This window comes from Endozoicomonas sp. SESOKO4 (assembly GCF_024606275.1).
Genome location: NZ_JAHHPS010000053.1, coordinates 1 through 16,504 on the forward strand (window position 1 = coordinate 1; position 16,504 = coordinate 16,504).

13 protein-coding genes and 1 pseudogene are annotated in these 16,504 nt (G+C 47.7%); 9 read left to right on the top strand and 5 right to left on the bottom strand.

Going from position 1 to position 16,504, the window contains the following annotated elements; translation table 11 throughout:
* Together KDK16_RS00900 and KDK16_RS00905 are read left to right on the top strand one after the other, a co-directional pair.
* The coding region (locus KDK16_RS00900; RefSeq protein ID WP_257274273.1) for a hypothetical protein at positions 1–653 on the top strand (653 nt) is incomplete at its 5' end.
* Positions 640–1,182 carry a DUF3833 domain-containing protein gene (locus tag KDK16_RS00905; RefSeq protein ID WP_257274274.1) on the top strand — a complete coding sequence of 181 codons (543 nt, stop codon included), beginning with the start codon at positions 640–642 and terminating at the stop codon, positions 1,180–1,182. The genes KDK16_RS00900 and KDK16_RS00905, both read left to right, overlap by 14 nt.
* Positions 1,183–1,319: 137 nt before the next feature.
* Here the strand turns inward: KDK16_RS00905 and KDK16_RS00910 are convergent, their stop codons facing one another.
* Positions 1,320–4,685 (bottom strand): hypothetical protein, encoded by a 3,366-nt coding sequence (locus tag KDK16_RS00910; RefSeq protein WP_257274275.1) that lies wholly within the window; start codon positions 4,683–4,685, stop codon positions 1,320–1,322.
* Positions 4,686–4,887: 202 nt separating this feature from the next.
* Here KDK16_RS00910 and yghU point away from each other — a divergent pair, with 202 nt between their 5' ends.
* The 3 genes from yghU (at position 4,888) to KDK16_RS00925 (ending at position 7,015) form a co-directional block, all read left to right on the top strand.
* Complete coding sequence (yghU, locus tag KDK16_RS00915) at positions 4,888–5,742, top strand: glutathione-dependent disulfide-bond oxidoreductase (protein WP_257274276.1); 855 nt, start codon at positions 4,888–4,890, stop codon at positions 5,740–5,742.
* Positions 5,743–5,869: 127 nt separating this feature from the next.
* Entirely contained in the window at positions 5,870–6,403 is a 534-nt protein-coding gene (locus tag KDK16_RS00920; protein ID WP_257274277.1) for a methylated-DNA--[protein]-cysteine S-methyltransferase, read from the top strand.
* 129 nt (positions 6,404–6,532) lie between these two features.
* Entirely contained in the window at positions 6,533–7,015 is a 483-nt protein-coding gene (locus KDK16_RS00925; protein WP_257274278.1) for an RDD family protein, read from the top strand.
* A 120-nt stretch (positions 7,016–7,135) separates the two neighbouring features.
* On the opposite strand, the gene lptG is transcribed toward KDK16_RS00925, so the two are convergent.
* Together lptG and lptF are read right to left on the bottom strand one after the other, a co-directional pair.
* Positions 7,136–8,194, bottom strand: a complete 1,059-nt coding sequence (gene lptG / locus KDK16_RS00930; RefSeq protein ID WP_257274279.1) for an LPS export ABC transporter permease LptG — start codon at positions 8,192–8,194, stop codon at positions 7,136–7,138.
* A complete protein-coding gene (lptF, locus tag KDK16_RS00935) occupies positions 8,187–9,296 on the bottom strand; it encodes an LPS export ABC transporter permease LptF (protein ID WP_257274280.1) in 1,110 nt (369 codons plus the stop codon). The genes lptG and lptF overlap by 8 nt, the downstream gene beginning before the upstream one ends.
* Positions 9,297–9,806: 510 nt before the next feature.
* Here lptF and KDK16_RS00940 point away from each other — a divergent pair.
* From KDK16_RS00940 to KDK16_RS00955, 4 genes and pseudogenes are all read left to right on the top strand, one after another.
* Positions 9,807–11,288: a leucyl aminopeptidase gene (locus KDK16_RS00940; RefSeq protein ID WP_257274282.1), complete on the top strand. Its 1,482-nt coding sequence runs from the start codon at positions 9,807–9,809 to the stop codon at positions 11,286–11,288.
* A 140-nt stretch (positions 11,289–11,428) separates the two neighbouring features.
* Positions 11,429–11,860: a DNA polymerase III subunit chi gene (locus KDK16_RS00945; protein ID WP_257254185.1), complete on the top strand. Its 432-nt coding sequence runs from the start codon at positions 11,429–11,431 to the stop codon at positions 11,858–11,860.
* A 21-nt stretch (positions 11,861–11,881) separates the two neighbouring features.
* On the top strand, positions 11,882–12,277 hold the full coding sequence (locus KDK16_RS00950; RefSeq protein ID WP_257254186.1) for a hypothetical protein: 396 nt from the start codon (positions 11,882–11,884) through the stop codon (positions 12,275–12,277).
* Positions 12,278–12,342: 65 nt separating this feature from the next.
* Positions 12,343–15,199 (top strand): annotated as a pseudogene (locus KDK16_RS00955) (valine--tRNA ligase).
* A 114-nt stretch (positions 15,200–15,313) separates the two neighbouring features.
* Here KDK16_RS00955 and KDK16_RS00960 read toward each other — a convergent pair.
* Complete coding sequence (locus tag KDK16_RS00960; RefSeq protein WP_257254190.1) at positions 15,314–15,673, bottom strand: hypothetical protein; 360 nt, start codon at positions 15,671–15,673, stop codon at positions 15,314–15,316.
* A 229-nt stretch (positions 15,674–15,902) separates the two neighbouring features.
* On the bottom strand, positions 15,903–16,504 hold a 602-nt coding region (locus tag KDK16_RS00965), incomplete at its 5' end, for a fumarate hydratase C-terminal domain-containing protein (protein WP_257274283.1).

Consider the following 16,504-nt stretch of genomic DNA (forward strand, 5'->3'; position numbering starts at 1 on the left):
ATGCATATCACATGGGAACACAACAGCTTGCCTACACCGAAGAGCACAGCTTCCCAGACACCTTTTCTCATCATGTTATTTATAAAGAGGCTGATGGCCAAGTTTTCGCCCGCAAAACCATCGACTACAGCGATAGCTACATTGCGCCTGATATCATTCAGGAAAATCAGCGCAATGGTGAACTGATTAAAACTGAGTTTATCGGCGATGCATACAAAGTTTCTTACAAAGCTGGCTTCGGGGAAGGCACTGAACAATCAGACATCACCTTATCTCCTGACTTGGTGATCGATGCCGGCTTCGATCATTATATTCGTTCAAGTTGGGACTCTCTCATTACGGAAAAAGAAACAGTCATTCAATACCTGATACCAAGCCACCAAAGAAAAATCGATCTCCGTATAAAACCAGTTAAATGCAAGAAAGATCTGAAAGATACACATATTTGCTTTAATATTGCTGCAGACAGCTGGTTGTATCGCATGCTCTCTTCTCCGCTTATGCTCAGCTATGACAAGCAAAGTCAAAAGCTGAAGACGTTCTCTGGCCGTTCTAATATCAGCGATAAAAATGGTGATTATCTGGACGTCACTATTCGCTATCATTTCCATACACCTGTCAACAATCGAGAGCTTAGCTATGTTGCGAATTAGCACCCTTCTAATGATCCTGTTGTTATTTGGCTGCAGCTCCGTCGATATCAGCCAATATCAAAATAACAAACCCAGTCTTTCATTACCGGTTTTTTTCAATGGCCCTTTGACAGCTCATGGGATACTGAAGAATCGAAGCGGCGAGGTAATACGCTACTTTAATGTCACAATGACAGGGAGCTGGGACGAACAAGGCATTGGTACCCTGGATGAGGATTTTATTTTTGACGACGGAGAAAAACAAAAACGTATCTGGACATTCGCGCCGGATGGCAAAGGCAGTTACCTGGCCAGTGCTGGAGATGTTAAAGAAGCAGTGCCTGTGAAAACATCCGGGAATGCTTTCTTTATGGAGTATGTGCTGAATATCCTCTATAATGGCAAGCCTCTCGAAGTGTCGATAGACGACAAAATGTATCTGGTCAGCGATAAAGTCATCATCAATGAATCCATTATGACCAAGTTTGGTATCGACGTGGGCTATATCACTCTGACTATCATCAAAGCCGGGAATGATACCGGCAGCTGAACATAGCTCCCGTTTTGGTATTCCATCTGTAAAATAGTTTTATCCATTTTATGACCTGTTCATGCAAGGTATTCCCGGGAGTCTGACGGTAGCGCTCAGTCATCCAGCAATAAGTTGTTTATCCTGAGAGATTGAACTCACAGAGAAGCCAGGACTCCTTTGGCCAATAGCTTTACAATCAATGCGTTCAGCGTAACCAATGGATTGACACCAAAAGTAACGCCAAGGTTAGGCTCATTATCCCGTGTAACAAAACCAACGCCGGGGACCAGTTCACGAGGTTGCAGTGTAGTGAAATCAACAATATTGGTCGTTTCTGAACAACCTGGGTATGTCGATTTCGGTATAATGTTTTGCATTATATCGTTAACGAATTTGCCTTTTCCACACCAGTAGACAACCTCTCTAACAGCCTGCGACAGTAGTTCATCTTCATTCATGGCCTGACCCACGCATTCTTCTGTGAATTGGGGAAACGCCTTTTGAAACAGAGTAGCCAAAATTACTTTTATTTTACGCTCATGATTGAGTATTGACTCCCTACTGTCAGAGTTGAACTGTTTTTGAAAACACAGAGCATATTGCAATACCAGCCCCTGGGCATTTTTTGCCAATTCTGAAAATGCCACCTTGGCTCGATCCTCTGATTGTTCAAAATCAAGAAACTTCTGACATCTGCTGGAGAAAAAATAATCTTCACCCAGTTCATTTATAGTTTTCGTGTCACCGGTGTCTCGCATGCCTACGGGCCCCACATTGGGATATTGTGAAGCTTTTTTCCACTGCAACATTCTCCCCTCGGATGCGGCATCCACATAAGACGAAAGGACATGATGCTTTCGCCGGGTCACTGAATCATGGTCAGCTGCCATTACCGCCGGAGCATATAATCCGTAATTGAATAAAACACCACAATCATGGGCATACTTATAGAGCCCCTCGAGAATCTGATCTGAGTTTGTCACTGGATCAAGAACGTAAGGGTATAAATGATAAGGCGCATCTTTTGTTGATTTCAGATGAAGGCAATAACCTGTCTTTCCATCAATGTAGCGACACTTCTCCTCCAGTTTGGCCTTTTTGGTGGGCGGTATTAATGTCACCAGATCAGTCCGCACATCATTCCAGTGATATCTGCCGACCACTTCGGGAATCGAGCTTTTCAAGCCATGCTGGTCGGCTATGGCTGCCATCAGGGTGATTTTATTACCCTCTCTTGCCAGCTCTTCCGGTTTTTCTGTATCGCTGAGAAATTTCAGATAATCCCAGCCGCCATCCGTGCGTTGAATGGCCAGCGTACGCCCGTAAACCTCGACAGACTCGCCTGTAAATAATTCTATCGACGGAGGTGCTGTCCACTGCTGCGGATTACTCAGCTTTTTCCAATCATTATCAAACTGATTTTCCTGTGGCTGATAATCTTTATCCAGTGATAACAGCAACTGCCAAATGTTTGGGCTTCCCATAGTATTGAGGGGATACACAGATCTACAAAACAAGACTTCCCGCTGTTTTGCACAATCAGGATTATTTAACCAGTTATTTAGCACATGAATTCGATGGCTTGGAGGGGCAAGACGTAGAAATGATTCAATGATGTCAAAATGTAAGTTAGTGACAAGATGGCTATATTCTACCAGTTCATTATATAACGCTGATGAAGTTGTCGAAGCCTCATAACCCGGATCCGGCCACAAGTCCGGCCGATAACTTTTTAGTCTGAGTGAAAAGGTTGCCTCTTGCTCACGGTATTCCGATCCCGCTCGAACCCATGACAGGCCCTCCATCAAAAGCCAGTCCATGAATTTCATGAAATCATAAGGACGGGTGAGGCCATTGCAGCATCCAACCTGGCTGATCAGGGTGTTCCATGTCTCACAGTACCGGTCATCTTCCTTTAAAAGACCTGATCTGTTTGACAAACCGGTATCATTCATTGCCGAAAAAATTTTTGCTGCCCACAAGCTTACATCTCCCAGAACTAATTTATTTATATAATTCGGCCCTGACCAATATTTCGATTCATCCCCTTCCTCCAGACAAATAGGCATTTGCTCAATAACAAGCTGGATAAACGACATTGCTTTTTTATCTAGCCGAAAGCATTCCTGATCCAACTGCTGTCCGAATTTATCGGGCAAGGTCCATAAAAACGGAGCGACTCGATTCACTGTATTGACAAACAATCGTTCATTAGTCAGACCAGCCTCTTTAGCCATAAGAAAAGGAGAATTTTCAAGATTAACCGATGCCTCTATAAACGCCTGTCTGGTGACAGTAATACCTATTTCAGTCAATAATTCAGCACATTGGTGCAGTCCTCCCAAAATAGCAATCATTGCAATCACTTGCTGTTCATCCTGACAAAATGAACCCATAATTTTACGGACTTGCTCCTGTGCTTCTTTTTGTGATTGTTGTGCAATAGCTTCAAGAACAAATACCAGTACTATGCTTCGATGGTATTTACTAATCCTGTAAAGCATAGCAATGCGGTGGTATTCGAAACTATGAGTTATAAGGTCTCTTATCATGTCACGGGCATTACATTTACAACGAAGGTAATTAAAAAAAAACATTAACCTTCTATATGAAGCTGCTGGTATTGATTGTGCTATTGCCTCCTGAAATAATTCATCATGACCGTATATGGAATTTAAAACTGCCTCGGAAAGAACGTCAAAGCGAGGATCAGCATCAGCAAAAATAGCCTTGACGAATAACAGGTCCGGAAAACCTGTTTTGCAGTTACCGACCAACTTTTCCATCGTATCAAAAGGGAGGTATACGGTAGACTCAGGATTAAGATCCACCCAGCCATTTTTTTGTTCGATGGGGAACCCTTGTTCAATAATGTAGGTGAGTACTTTCAGATTATTTTTTTCGACTCCCGCCCAAATAGCGATCTCCCGTGCTGTTTCTTGAATATCATTCGTTATTTTTTTTACTGATTCAGAACCATTTAAAATTTTAAAATCATTCTCAATGTAGGTGTCAGTAATAGTAACAGTAAGATTACCAGTATCAATGTATTCCTTAATCTCTCTTTTCAACTCATTGACTTTATCCATTGTACTGACATTGACATGTAATTTATCAAACTGTCGAGCAAGTTTTTCTAATGCTTCTTCGACACGTGGTTTTACAGCCTGTTTTGAAGTCAGTAATTCCAGTAACTTCGGCTGCCCTACCTGGCCAAAACTGAGGGCTACTTTCTGATTATCTTCAGCTCCTGCTTCTCTTCCGATGGTTTTCGGGCTGTAAGCTCTGGAATGACTGACTGTGCAGCCGCTAAGTGAAAACAAGCCGTCAGGGCCTGAGGATCTGCTTTCAGATACTCCAGCGTTGTCAGATACATAATTGGCAGGATTGAAAAGCCCCTCTTTGTCTTCAGTGGGCCGTACCGTCAGCCATTTATAATTCCCTGTCGCTCTACAATCACTGGCTTCGGAAGTTAAGCCTGATCCGGTTATGGTATCAGTATTTTTGCCTGTTACATCCATATTTTCTTACCCTTATCAAAATGTCCTTGACAACCTTTGACAATGAGAAGGAAAAAAAATTCCAATTCCCGGGCAGCACCTGGCAGCTAAACGAAGTTCCTGGTTGAGTGTTCCATTTATGAAACCGTTTTATCCGCTTCATTGTCTGTTCACGCAAGGCATTCAGAGCTAGTATGGGTCGACTGATTTGAGGATAGAGAGCATGAGCGAACAAGTTCAATACATTCCCCCGGCGGTTTGGACATGGGACGATGAATCCGGTGGCCAGTTTGCCAATATCAATCGTCCGGTATCAGGTAAGACACATGATCAGGAACTGCCTGGGGGAAAGCACCCGTTCCAGCTGTATTCGTTGGCTACTCCCAATGGAGTCAAAGTCACCATCATGCTGGAAGAGCTGTTAGAGAAAAACATTGATCAAGCCGAATATGATGCCTATCCCATCAAGATCATGGAAGGAGACCAATTCAGTAGCGGGTTTGTCGATATCAACCCTAATTCCAAGATTCCGGCATTGATCGATAACAGTGGCGAGACGCCGGTTCGTGTTTTTGAATCCGGTGCCATTCTGGTTCACCTTGCGGAAAAATTTGGCGAGTTTTTGCCGCAAAATGAAGGCCGTCCAGAAGTCATGTCCTGGTTATTCTGGCAAATGGGTAGTGCGCCCTTTTTAGGTGGGGGCTTTGGTCATTTTTATGCCTATGCACCTGAGAAGTTTGAATACCCGATTAATCGTTACACCATGGAAGTGAAACGCCAGTTGGATGTATTGGATAAGCAATTAGCGAACAATGCCTATATAGCAGGCACTGAATACTCCATCGCTGATATCGCGATTTGGCCCTGGTACGGTGCTTTGGTCTTGGGTCAGCTATACAACGCTGCAGAGTTTTTAAGTGTGGACTCTTATAAGAACGTTAAACGCTGGGCAGAACAGATTGCCTCTCGCCCGGCAGTAAAACGTGGCAGGATGGTCAATAGAACCTGGGGAGAACCCGAGGAACAATTGCCGGAGCGTCATGATAAGTCTGACTTCAAATTATTGAGAGCTGTTTAAGCATTAAGAAATTCAGCAAATTTATAGCTATCCTTTGTTTTCTCTTTAGAGTGGGAATGAGCCCTCAAAGCATAATTTCCACCTTAAAAGAACGATCCCAGGCCAAAATATGTTATAACGCTTTCCTATGAACACCATCAACATCCAATACTACAAGTCACCCGTTGGTGAGCTGATGCTGGGTACCTTTGACCAGCAGCTGTGCCTGTGTGACTGGCGCTATCGAAAGAAAAGATTGCGGATTGATGCTCGCGTCAAAAATGGGCTCAAAGCTGAGTATGTCGAGAAAGACGACGAAGTTATAGAGTATACCCGTCAGCAGTTGGAGGAGTATTTTCGTAAAGAGCGGAATACCTTTTCAGTGCCGCTGCTCCTGGTAGGTACCGCTTTCCAAAAGCAGGTTTGGCAAGCTCTTCAGGATATTCCCTATGGAGTGACCACCACCTATGCCGGACTGGCAGAATCCATAGGCAACAGAAATGCCCTGAGAGCCGTCGCCAATGCCAATGGTGCCAACGGCATTTCAATACTGATTCCCTGCCACCGGGTTATTGCCAGCAATGGTGAGCTACAGGGCTATGCCGGTGGTAAACCGGCTAAAGAAAAGCTACTTAATCTGGAAGGTGGCCTCCCTAATCAACAGGGTTCGCTGTTTGATTAACTGGCAGGATGCATAAAACACCTCCGACTCACCATAATAATATCATCAATATAACTCGAGTCCGATCATCTCATAGCTGCCCATAAAGACAGAAACTGATAAACTGCGCGGCCTGTTACAGGAGTTTTTATGTCAGGCACATCTCAAAAGAAGCAGACTCAACCCGCACCCGTCTGGCGGCGACTGGCTGCCATGATCTACGACAGTTTTCTGGTTTTGGCCATTATGTTTCTGGTGGGTTTTATCAACCTGGGTATTCAGATGAAGGTGTATGGGGCTAAAGAACTCAAGGCCATGACAGAGAGCGGGCAATCCATCGGCGGACCTATCTTTTATGCTGCACTTTTTCTGAGCATTTTTAGCTTCTTTGCCTTTTTCTGGTCCCGTCGAGGCCAGACTCTGGGTATGCAGGCGTGGAACATTCAAATTGTCGATCGGGAAGGGGGTTATATTTCCATCGGTCAATGCCTGATTCGAACACTGACCGCTATTCCTGCCCTTATGCTCTGTGGGCTGGGTGTCTTCTGGTGCCTGTGGGATCGAGAACATCTCAGCTGGCAAGATCGGTTGTCCCGGTCCAGAACACTGTACATTCCTAAACAAAAGTCCTGACCAGACAGATAGCAGGCAGCCAATGCCAGAAAGTGACTGCCCTCGTCTAACCTCATCTCCATTAGCCTTTGCCCTAAAAAAACAACCCAATAGCTTACGAAATAACGTAACACTTAGTCATCAGGCAGCTCTGTATAGCAGTAAAGACCCTATAGCAACACAGATCAAAACCGGCAGCAAAACAGACAACACTGGCGGGAAACCAAACACCAGGCTGGAAGGCCCCAGCAGGCTCTGCACAATCATGAATATAACCCCGGTAATCACCCCCGAAAAGATTCTCAGCCCCATACTGACCGAGCGCAAGGGGCCGAAAACAAAAGAGATTCCTACCAGTACCAGGGAAAAAACAGACAACGGTTGCAGTGCTTTTGTCCAGAACGCCAGCGCATATTCACCCGTATCCAGCCCCTGCTCTTCCAGATAACGGGTATAAGTATTCAGGCCGGATATAGACAAGCCATCCGGCTCAACCACCACCACTTTCAAGAGCGTTGTTGTCAGGTTGGTATCCCAGGGCTCTGTATTCACTTTTTCTGAGACCACTTTATCGCCTTGCATACGACTGAGGGTGACATCCTCAAGCAGCCAGTGATCCTGCTGATAGATCGCCCTTCTGGCAAACGAGCTTTCCTTGAGTTTCATATCATCATCAAAGACATATCGACTCACACCGTAGAGCACGCCATTAGGCTCGACCGCGTTAAAATACATAAATTCATTGCCTTCACGGTGCCAGACCCCTGCACCGGAATATTCGCCATTGTGAGATCGGGCGATATTCTTCCGGGTTTCGGCAATCTGTTCTGTGGTGGGTGCCACGTACTCACCCAACACAATACCTATGCAAATCAACACCAAAGCAGGCTTCATCACTGACCAGACCATCCGCCACAACGAAACACCTGCCGCTCTCATGACCACCAGTTCACTGTTTGAGGCCATGTTGCCCAGACCAGCAAGACAGCCAATCAAGGCAGACACCGGGATAAATTCGTAAATCTTCTTGGGGATGAGGAGCAAAATATAGACGACCACATCCGCTATCTGATAATTAGCACGAACATTATCCAGCTCCCCCAGAAAAGCGAACATGGATTCCAGCACCACCAGAATCAAAAGCACCACGACCATGGAAGCCATTACGTTCCATGCGATATAACGGTCCAGCTTACGCATGAGTAACTTTCCTTCTGGCAATCATAGCCTGCAAAGGCTCCTGAAAATAAAAGATCAATCCAAGCAGCAGGTAAATCCCATGCACCCACCAGACACCCATTTGTGGGGAAAGACGCCCATCATCAACCATTCCACGACTCAAAATCAGCAACGCCAGATATAGCAGATAGAGCAATACACCGGGCAGGAGTTTCACGAAACGACCCTGCCTGGGATTCACTTTTGAGAGCGGGACGGCCAGCAACACAATAATCGGGATCAATAATGGCAGTGACATTCGCCACTGCAACTCCGCTATATAGGTGGAATTATCCGAGCCTAGCAATGTCGAGGTGGGTAGAGCCTGCTCTTTACTGATCTCTTCAGCGACCGCACTCTCTTCCATTCGGATGCCATAGGTTTCATACCGGGTCACCCTGACTTTCTTGCCGCCGGGCGTCAGATCGTAACGATAGCCATCACTCAGGATCAGATATCGCTGTCCGGCCTCCTCCGTGGTAGATATACGACCACGCTCTGCCAACACCAGGGACATCCCTGTACTGTCACGATCGGCTGACTGGTGAGCAATAAACACCTTGTCCATCTGCTGATTGTCATCTGTCAGCGACTCGGTGTAAGTGACCCGGTTAGCTCCCTCAAACTTTTGAAACCGACCCGGCACCAGTGTGTCGAACTCAGTCATGGAATCCTGCTGATGAAGAATGGTTTCGACCTGCTTTATCCCCCAGGGAGCGACAAGAATACTCAGAAGAGCCACCACTATCATGACACCCAGGGCGGGAATCATGGTCATGCGCAGCAACTGTCCCTGACTGACACCACAAGCCCCCATAACTGTCATTTCATTTTCTGCGTAGAGCCTGCCATAAGCCATGATAATGCCCAGAAACAACCCCATGGGAATAATCATCACCAGGAACTCGGGCATTCTGTAACCCATGATGGCAAAAAGGATGTCGGCGTTCAGCGAGCCATTGGCAGCCTGTGCAAGATAGTTCACAAAACGGCCACTCATGATAATCAGGAGCACAACACCGGTAACGGCCAATGTGACCTTGAGCATTTCTTTGGCCAGGTATCGAAAAAGGATCGAAGGCATGATCTTGAGTTACTGTTTCCGCCGGTTCATTGAAAGTAAAACTCACTTACCTGAGAGATACGGTAAGTACTACGGTTCCAGATGAGAGAGCAGTCCTGGCTACTTGTCGACCATCAAAACACGTTTTTTCTGCCCGGAAAGACAGTTGTCGACACATTGATACAATAAACGGACTAAAATCTATCTCTGAAAGCCTTGCGGGAATTCACTTCTTGTGCAAGCTCTGTTCAAATACCCGACCTGACAATTATCCAACAAACCTGTTCGAGTTTATAGCCCGGATGAAAGAAGTCTCATCATTTACATTCCTTTTGCAAAAAAAGGGTGTAGCCGCAAGAGTCACACAGGGCTAACTCAGGTGTCTGTCGGTGCCATCGAAATCGTAACTCTTGGCTGCCAGCGTCAAAGGCACAATCAGGAGTATTTATCAGGGATTTGTCAGAAAGATTAACAGGAGATCGGGGGCATCCCCGTGAGTTATAACTGGACAAGTGTCCTATGGGAGCAACCATGCAATTTATCGTAAAAAGCGGAGCGGTAGAGAAGCAGAAAACTGCCTGCCTGGTTCTGGGTGTGCAGAAGAAAAAGCTTACCGCCTCAGCATCAGCCGTAAACGAGGCCAGCAAGGGTGCCATCGACAACATTGTCAAACGTGGCGACCTCAAGTACAAGGCAGGTCAGACCCTGTTGCTCCAGCACGTTCCGGAAATCCCCTCTGAGCGAATTTTGCTCTGTGCGACCGGCGAAGGAAAAGCACCCCTGAAAGAAAGTGAGTTCATCAAGCTCGCCCAAGCCGTTGCCTCTGAACTGAAGACGGCCTCTGCCAAAGACGCACTGGTGTCTCTGGAAGATATCGATGTAGATGGCAAGGACCACAGCTGGAAAGTTCGCCAGCTGGTAGAAGCCGTTGTCTATGCATTCTACCGGTTCGACGAGTTCAAGAGCAAAAGTGCCGATGCACTGACATTGAAGAAGGTCACGTTTCTGGCTGAGCGCAAACAGGCAAAAGCTCTGAATCAGGCTATTGCTGAAGGCCAGGCCATTGGTGAAGGCCGTAACCTGGCTCGAACTCTGGGCAACCTGCCTGGCAACGTCTGCCACCCGACTTATCTGGCAGACCAGGCCAAAGCTTTGGCGAAATCCCATGCCAGGATGACCGCCAAGATTCTGGGCGAAAAACAGATGTCTGATCTGGGTATGAACTCTCTGCTTTCCGTAGGCCAGGGCTCCGATCAGGAATCCAAGTTGATCCTGATGGACTACAAAGGCGGCAAACGTGGCGAGAAACCAATAGTCCTGCTGGGTAAAGGCATCACCTTTGATACTGGTGGTATTTCCCTGAAGCCAGGGGCCGCCATGGACGAAATGAAATTCGACATGTGTGGTGCAGCCAGTATTTTTGGCGCCATGCAGACCATTCTGGCACTGAACCTGCCCATCAATATCGTGGGCATGGTCGCCGCCGCCGAGAATATGCCCAGTGGCAACGCTACCCGTCCGGGCGACATCGTAACCTCAATGTCGGGTCAGACCATTGAGATCCTTAATACCGACGCCGAAGGCCGCCTGGTACTCTGCGACGCTCTGACCTACGCTGAGCGTTACAAGCCCAAAGCTGTGATCGATGTTGCCACACTTACAGGTGCCTGCGTCATTGCCCTGGGTCACCACACCACCGGTCTTCTGAGTAACAATGATGAGCTGGCTGAAGCACTGCTGAAAGCCTCCAAAGACGCTTCTGACCAAGCCTGGCAGCTGCCAATGGGTGAAGAGTACCAGGCTCAGCTGGATTCCAACTTTGCCGATATGGCCAACATCGGTGGCCGTTCGGCTGGCACCATCACAGCCGCCTGTTTCCTGGCGCGCTTTACAGAAAGCTACCCATGGGCTCACCTGGACATCGCCGGTACGGCATGGACTTCCGGTAAAGCCAAAGGCGCTACCGGTCGCCCCGTCCCCATGCTGATTCAATATCTGCTTAACCAGCTTTAATACTCTTTGGGGTTGCGGATCGATGGAGACTCACAACCCCGCTTTCGGAAAAGCTTCAACGCAGCTTTCAATATCCGACTCACGACGGATAGAAGTCAGCGACCTTTCAACCAGCATCATTTCCCATTACACTCAACCTCATGTCCCGAGTAACCTTCTATTTGCTGCAACAGCAGTCAGCACAAGCCGTTAAAAAATTCGCCTGTCGGTTGACCGACAGAGCGTGGCGTAATGGTATGGCTGTTCATATTCATACGGATAATGACATCCAGTGCGAAACTCTCGACCGACTGCTTTGGGAGTGGCGTGAAGATAGTTTCCTGCCGCACCAGATCATCAACAGCAAAGCCACGGGGGCGCCGATCACCCTGGGATATAAACCACCGAAATCGATGGACGACAACACCCTGCTGATCAATCTGTCCAATCAAATTCCGGCCTTTTACAAAAACTTTGTCCGAACTTGCGAAATTGTTGATCAGAGTCCGGGTCCGGTTGAGGTTCTCCGTGAAAAGTTCAGGGCTTACGTTGCAGACGGCATCCAGCCAGAAACCCACCAAATACAGGGTTAAAGCCATTAGCGGGTAAAGCACATGAGCCAGAAAAAGACGGAAGGTCTGCTGGATGAACAGGAAAGACTGAAAACCCTCTTAAAGGATGAGATAGATCGTAATGATCATCTCAATCAACACATCCCTGTTCTCACCGACCTTGCTGACCAGGAAGAAACCAGACAGACTGTCACAATTCTGGATGTCACAGAGAATTATCAACAGACTGAACCGCAGGAACCGCCTACTCTGAAACCTCCGCTTAACCGCGGCGTCAAACAATCAGAACTGAAAACCCGGCTACGCAAACAGGCCCGACTGCTCATCCGGGAAATCATTGATGAAGAGCTGGTCAGGGTCGAAGCTCAGCTGAACCGCGAGCTAAACAACTACCTGGATCATCTTCTGGACCAGATGCCCGAAAATCTGTCGGATTAACACTGCCCTGCCTGTTCCGTGTATACTGCGCGGTTTAGATCAGAACCTGTCAGAACCCTGTAGTTATGGAAAAAACGTTTAACCCTCACGCGATTGAGCGCAGCTGGTATCAGACCTGGGAAGAAAAAGGCTACTTTGCCCCCTCCGGCAAGGGCTCTCCCTACTCCATCATGATTCCACCGCCCAATGTCACCGGCAGTCTGCATATGGGTCATGCTTTTCAGGACTCTATTATGGACGCCCTGATTCGTTACCAGCGCATGAAAGGCAGTAATACCCTGTGGCAGGTGGGTACTGACCATGCCGGTATTGCTACACAGATGGTGGTAGAGCGTAAAGTGCAGGCTGAAGAAGGCAAGACACGTCACGATTTCGGCCGTGCAGCCTTTACCGACAAGATCTGGGAATGGAAAGAAAAGTCCGGTGATAACATCACCCGTCAGCTGCGTCGTCTCGGAGCCTCTGTTGACTGGGACAATGAACGCTTCACCATGGACAAAGGCTTCTACAAAGCTGTTCAGGAAGTATTCGTTCGCCTATACAAAGACAATCTGATCTATCGTGGCAAACGCCTGGTCAACTGGGACCCCAAACTTCATACCGCCATCTCTGATCTGGAAGTGCTGAACAAGGATGTCAGGGGTCACATGTGGCACTTGCGTTACCCTCTGGCTGATGGCGAAAAAACCGCAGAAGGCAAAGACTACATTGTGGTCGCCACAACCCGTCCGGAAACCATGCTGGGGGACACAGGTGTTGCCGTTAATCCCGAAGACGAACGCTACAAGAGCCTGATCGGAAAAGACATTATTCTGCCACTGGTCAACCGTCGTATTCCTGTCGTTGCCGATGAACATGCTGACATAGAAAAAGGCACAGGTTGTGTAAAAATCACTCCAGCTCATGACTTCAACGATAACGAAGTGGGTAAGCGTTGCGGTCTGCCCATGATCAATGTCATGACTCTGGAAGGGCATATCAGTGAACGGGGTGAAGTCTTTAACATTGATGGTTCCAACAATCACGACATTGACGCCCCCATCCCTGAGAAATACCGTGGCATGGAGCGTTTTGCCGCACGTAGAGCCATCATCGCTGACTTTGAAGCAGCCGGGCTACTGGAAGAGATCAAGGATCACGAACTGATGGTGCCATACGGCGACCGTTCAGACGTTGTCATCGAACCTCTGCTAACGGATCAGTGGTTTGTCCGTGCCGAGCCGCTGGCAAAACCTGCCATTGAAGCGGTTAAAGATGGCCGCATTCAGTTTGTCCCCAAACAGTACGAAAACATGTACTTTTCCTGGATGCAGGATATCCAGGACTGGTGTATCTCCCGCCAACTCTGGTGGGGCCACCGCATTCCAGCCTGGTATGATGAAAAAGGGAATGTTTATGTAGGTCGCAGTGAAGAAGACGTACGACAGGAAAACAACATTCCGGCCGGAGTCAGCCTGAGACAGGACGACGACGTGCTGGATACCTGGTTCTCTGCTGCACTCTGGACTTTTGGCACCCTGGGCTGGCCTGAAAACACAGAGCGTCTGAAAACCTTCCACCCCACAGATGTTCTGGTTTCCGGCTTTGACATCATTTTCTTCTGGGTTGCCCGGATGATCATGATGACCATGCATTTTGTCAAAGATGAAGACGGCAACCCTCAGGTACCCTTCAAGTACGTCTATATGACCGGCCTGATTCGTGATGAGAATGGCGACAAGATGTCCAAGTCCAAGGGTAACGTGCTGGACCCTCTGGATATGATCGACGGCATCAGTCTGGAAGATCTGGTTGAAAAACGCACCGGCAATATGATGCAGCCACAACTGGCGGCAAAAATTGAAAAAACGTACCCGTAAAACCTTCACTGAAGGCATAGCGGCGCACGGTACTGACGCTCTGCGTTACACCCTCTACTCACTGGCTTCTACCGGTCGTGACATTAACTGGGATATGAAACGTCTGGAAGGTTATAGAAACTTCTGCAACAAGATCTGGAACGCAGCCAACTACGTTCAGATGAACACTAAGGGTGAGGACTGTGGCCAGCATGGTGAGGACATTGAACTGACCCTGGCGGACAAGTGGGTTATTTCCCGACTGCAACGTCTGGAAGCCCAACTTGAAAAGAACCTGACGGACTTCCGTCTGGATCACGCCTCCCAGAATCTGTACGACTTCATCTGGAATGAATACTGTGCCTGGTATCTGGAGCTTTCCAAGCCTGTGCTATGGAATGAAGACGCTTCCGAAGCCCTGAAACGTGGAACCCGTCGTACACTGGTTCGGGTTCTGGAAACCATTATGCGTCTGGCTCACCCATTCATGCCGTTTATTACTGAAGAGATCTGGCAGAACATCAAGAAAGAAGCCGGCGTTAAAGGTGAAACCCTGATGCTGCAGAGCTACCCGACTTTTGATGAAAGCAAGCTGGACGAAACTGCCGAGCAGGACATCGAATGGCTGAAAGGCTTTATCACCGGCATCCGCAATATCCGTGCTGAACTCAATATTGGCCCTAGTCGTGAACTGAATGTACTGCTGCGCAACCTCTCTTCTGACGACTATCGTCGTCTTGATGAAAACAGCACTTTTCTTAAGTCTTTGGCTAAATTGTCAGACATTCGTGCACTGAACTCTGACGAAGAAGCGCCTATGTCAACCACTCAATTGGTCGGCAAGATGGAAGTTTTGGTACCGATGGCTGGCCTGATCGACAAGGACAAGGAAGCAGCCCGTCTGAGCAAAGCAGTTGAACGACTGAATAAGGAGGTTCAGCGCTTTGAAGGCAAACTGGCCAATGAAAAGTTCATCAACAACGCCAAACCCGAAGTGGTTGAAAAAGAGCGCGGAAAGTTGGCCGAAGCCCTGGCTGCCAGAGAACGTTTGGATGAACAGCTCAAAGCGATTCAGGCTCTGTAAAAAACGGTAGACGTTCAGTTTACCTTTTTTGACTCCTGAATGAACGAAAGGCCTGTGAGCAGAAGCAGACAGGCCTTCTTTAGCGATTTGCCAGGGACGCAAAAGCAGTTGCCCCTAATCGTTGTTTTTCCGGAATTGATTCCTGATCCGTTGCAATCTTATCCACTCTTCTTCAGCAGCCAGTAGCTCTGAAAACAGCTCGTGCCCAACGACCGAATCAGAATCACCGTCTTCTTCAACACCCTCTGCCCGCTCTTCAATCCAGAAGTGCTCAAATCGATCTTCAATCTGAAGGTTCAACAAATTAGCCCGTACGACTCTGGAATCATCATCTATTCTGAGAATGACTTCCCTGTCAGAGAAAAACCGTTTAACCCTTGCAAACAAGCTCTTCCAGAAAAAAAGAAACTCACCTTTTTCAAGATTTCCCGGACCTGAAGTGGGCTCATCACCCTGATCAGAATCGTCAACCATAATTCGCCCTTACTGAACGGTCTTATAAATTGATTATAGAACCCCGCTTTTCTCTGGTCTGACATCCAGATTACGGCATTATTGACAGCATTTAATCAGGCAAGGAAGAAGACTCGGCAAACCCATAAAGTGGGTAAAAAGTCATCAGGAGAGAGAAAACGGAGGAATAAAGAAACGAATGAAACAAGGCCAGCCCCAGGAAGCTGACCCAATTCAGGCGCCTGAACACTTATTTGATATCAAGAACCTGCTCTTCAATTTTCTGCTTCCAGATTTGTGGTCCGGTTTTGTGGACAGAATCACCGGTGTGATCCACCGCTACGGTCACTGGCATATCCTTGACCTCAAATTCGTAGATGGCTTCCATCCCCAGCTCAGGGAAGGCAACCACTTCTGCTTTCTTGACAGCCTGGGAAACCAGATAGGCGGCTCCACCCACGGCGATCAGATAGACAGATTCGTTATCCCTGATCGCATCAATCGCAGCATCACCCCGTTCAGCCTTGCCAATCATTCCAGCCAGACCTGTCTGCTCCAGCATAGTGCGGGTAAATTTGTCCATACGGGTAGAAGTCGTCGGACCCGCCGGACCAACCACTTCATCACGAACCGGATCAACAGGTCCTACGTAATAAATAAAGCGACCTTTCAAATCAACAGGCAGCTCTTCACCACAGGACATCATATCAACCATGCGCTTGTGGGCAGCATCGCGACCCGTCAGGATTTTTCCTGACAGCAGTACTGTGTCACCGGGTTTCCAGCCTTTGATCTCTTCTTTTGAGATGTCGTCAACATTGACTTTTCGCACCCCTTCACTCATATCCAGAG

Coding starts and splice junctions, on each gene's coding strand:
- KDK16_RS00905 (WP_257274274.1), top strand. CDS start 640: ATGTTGCGAATTAGCACCCTTCTAATGATCCTGTTGTTATTTGGCTGC.
- KDK16_RS00910 (WP_257274275.1), bottom strand. CDS start 4,685: ATGGATGTAACAGGCAAAAATACTGATACCATAACCGGATCAGGCTTA.
- yghU (WP_257274276.1), top strand. CDS start 4,888: ATGAGCGAACAAGTTCAATACATTCCCCCGGCGGTTTGGACATGGGAC.
- KDK16_RS00920 (WP_257274277.1), top strand. CDS start 5,870: ATGAACACCATCAACATCCAATACTACAAGTCACCCGTTGGTGAGCTG.
- KDK16_RS00925 (WP_257274278.1), top strand. CDS start 6,533: ATGTCAGGCACATCTCAAAAGAAGCAGACTCAACCCGCACCCGTCTGG.
- lptG (WP_257274279.1), bottom strand. CDS start 8,194: ATGCGTAAGCTGGACCGTTATATCGCATGGAACGTAATGGCTTCCATG.
- lptF (WP_257274280.1), bottom strand. CDS start 9,296: ATGCCTTCGATCCTTTTTCGATACCTGGCCAAAGAAATGCTCAAGGTC.
- KDK16_RS00940 (WP_257274282.1), top strand. CDS start 9,807: ATGCAATTTATCGTAAAAAGCGGAGCGGTAGAGAAGCAGAAAACTGCC.
- KDK16_RS00945 (WP_257254185.1), top strand. CDS start 11,429: ATGTCCCGAGTAACCTTCTATTTGCTGCAACAGCAGTCAGCACAAGCC.
- KDK16_RS00950 (WP_257254186.1), top strand. CDS start 11,882: ATGAGCCAGAAAAAGACGGAAGGTCTGCTGGATGAACAGGAAAGACTG.
- KDK16_RS00960 (WP_257254190.1), bottom strand. CDS start 15,673: ATGGTTGACGATTCTGATCAGGGTGATGAGCCCACTTCAGGTCCGGGA.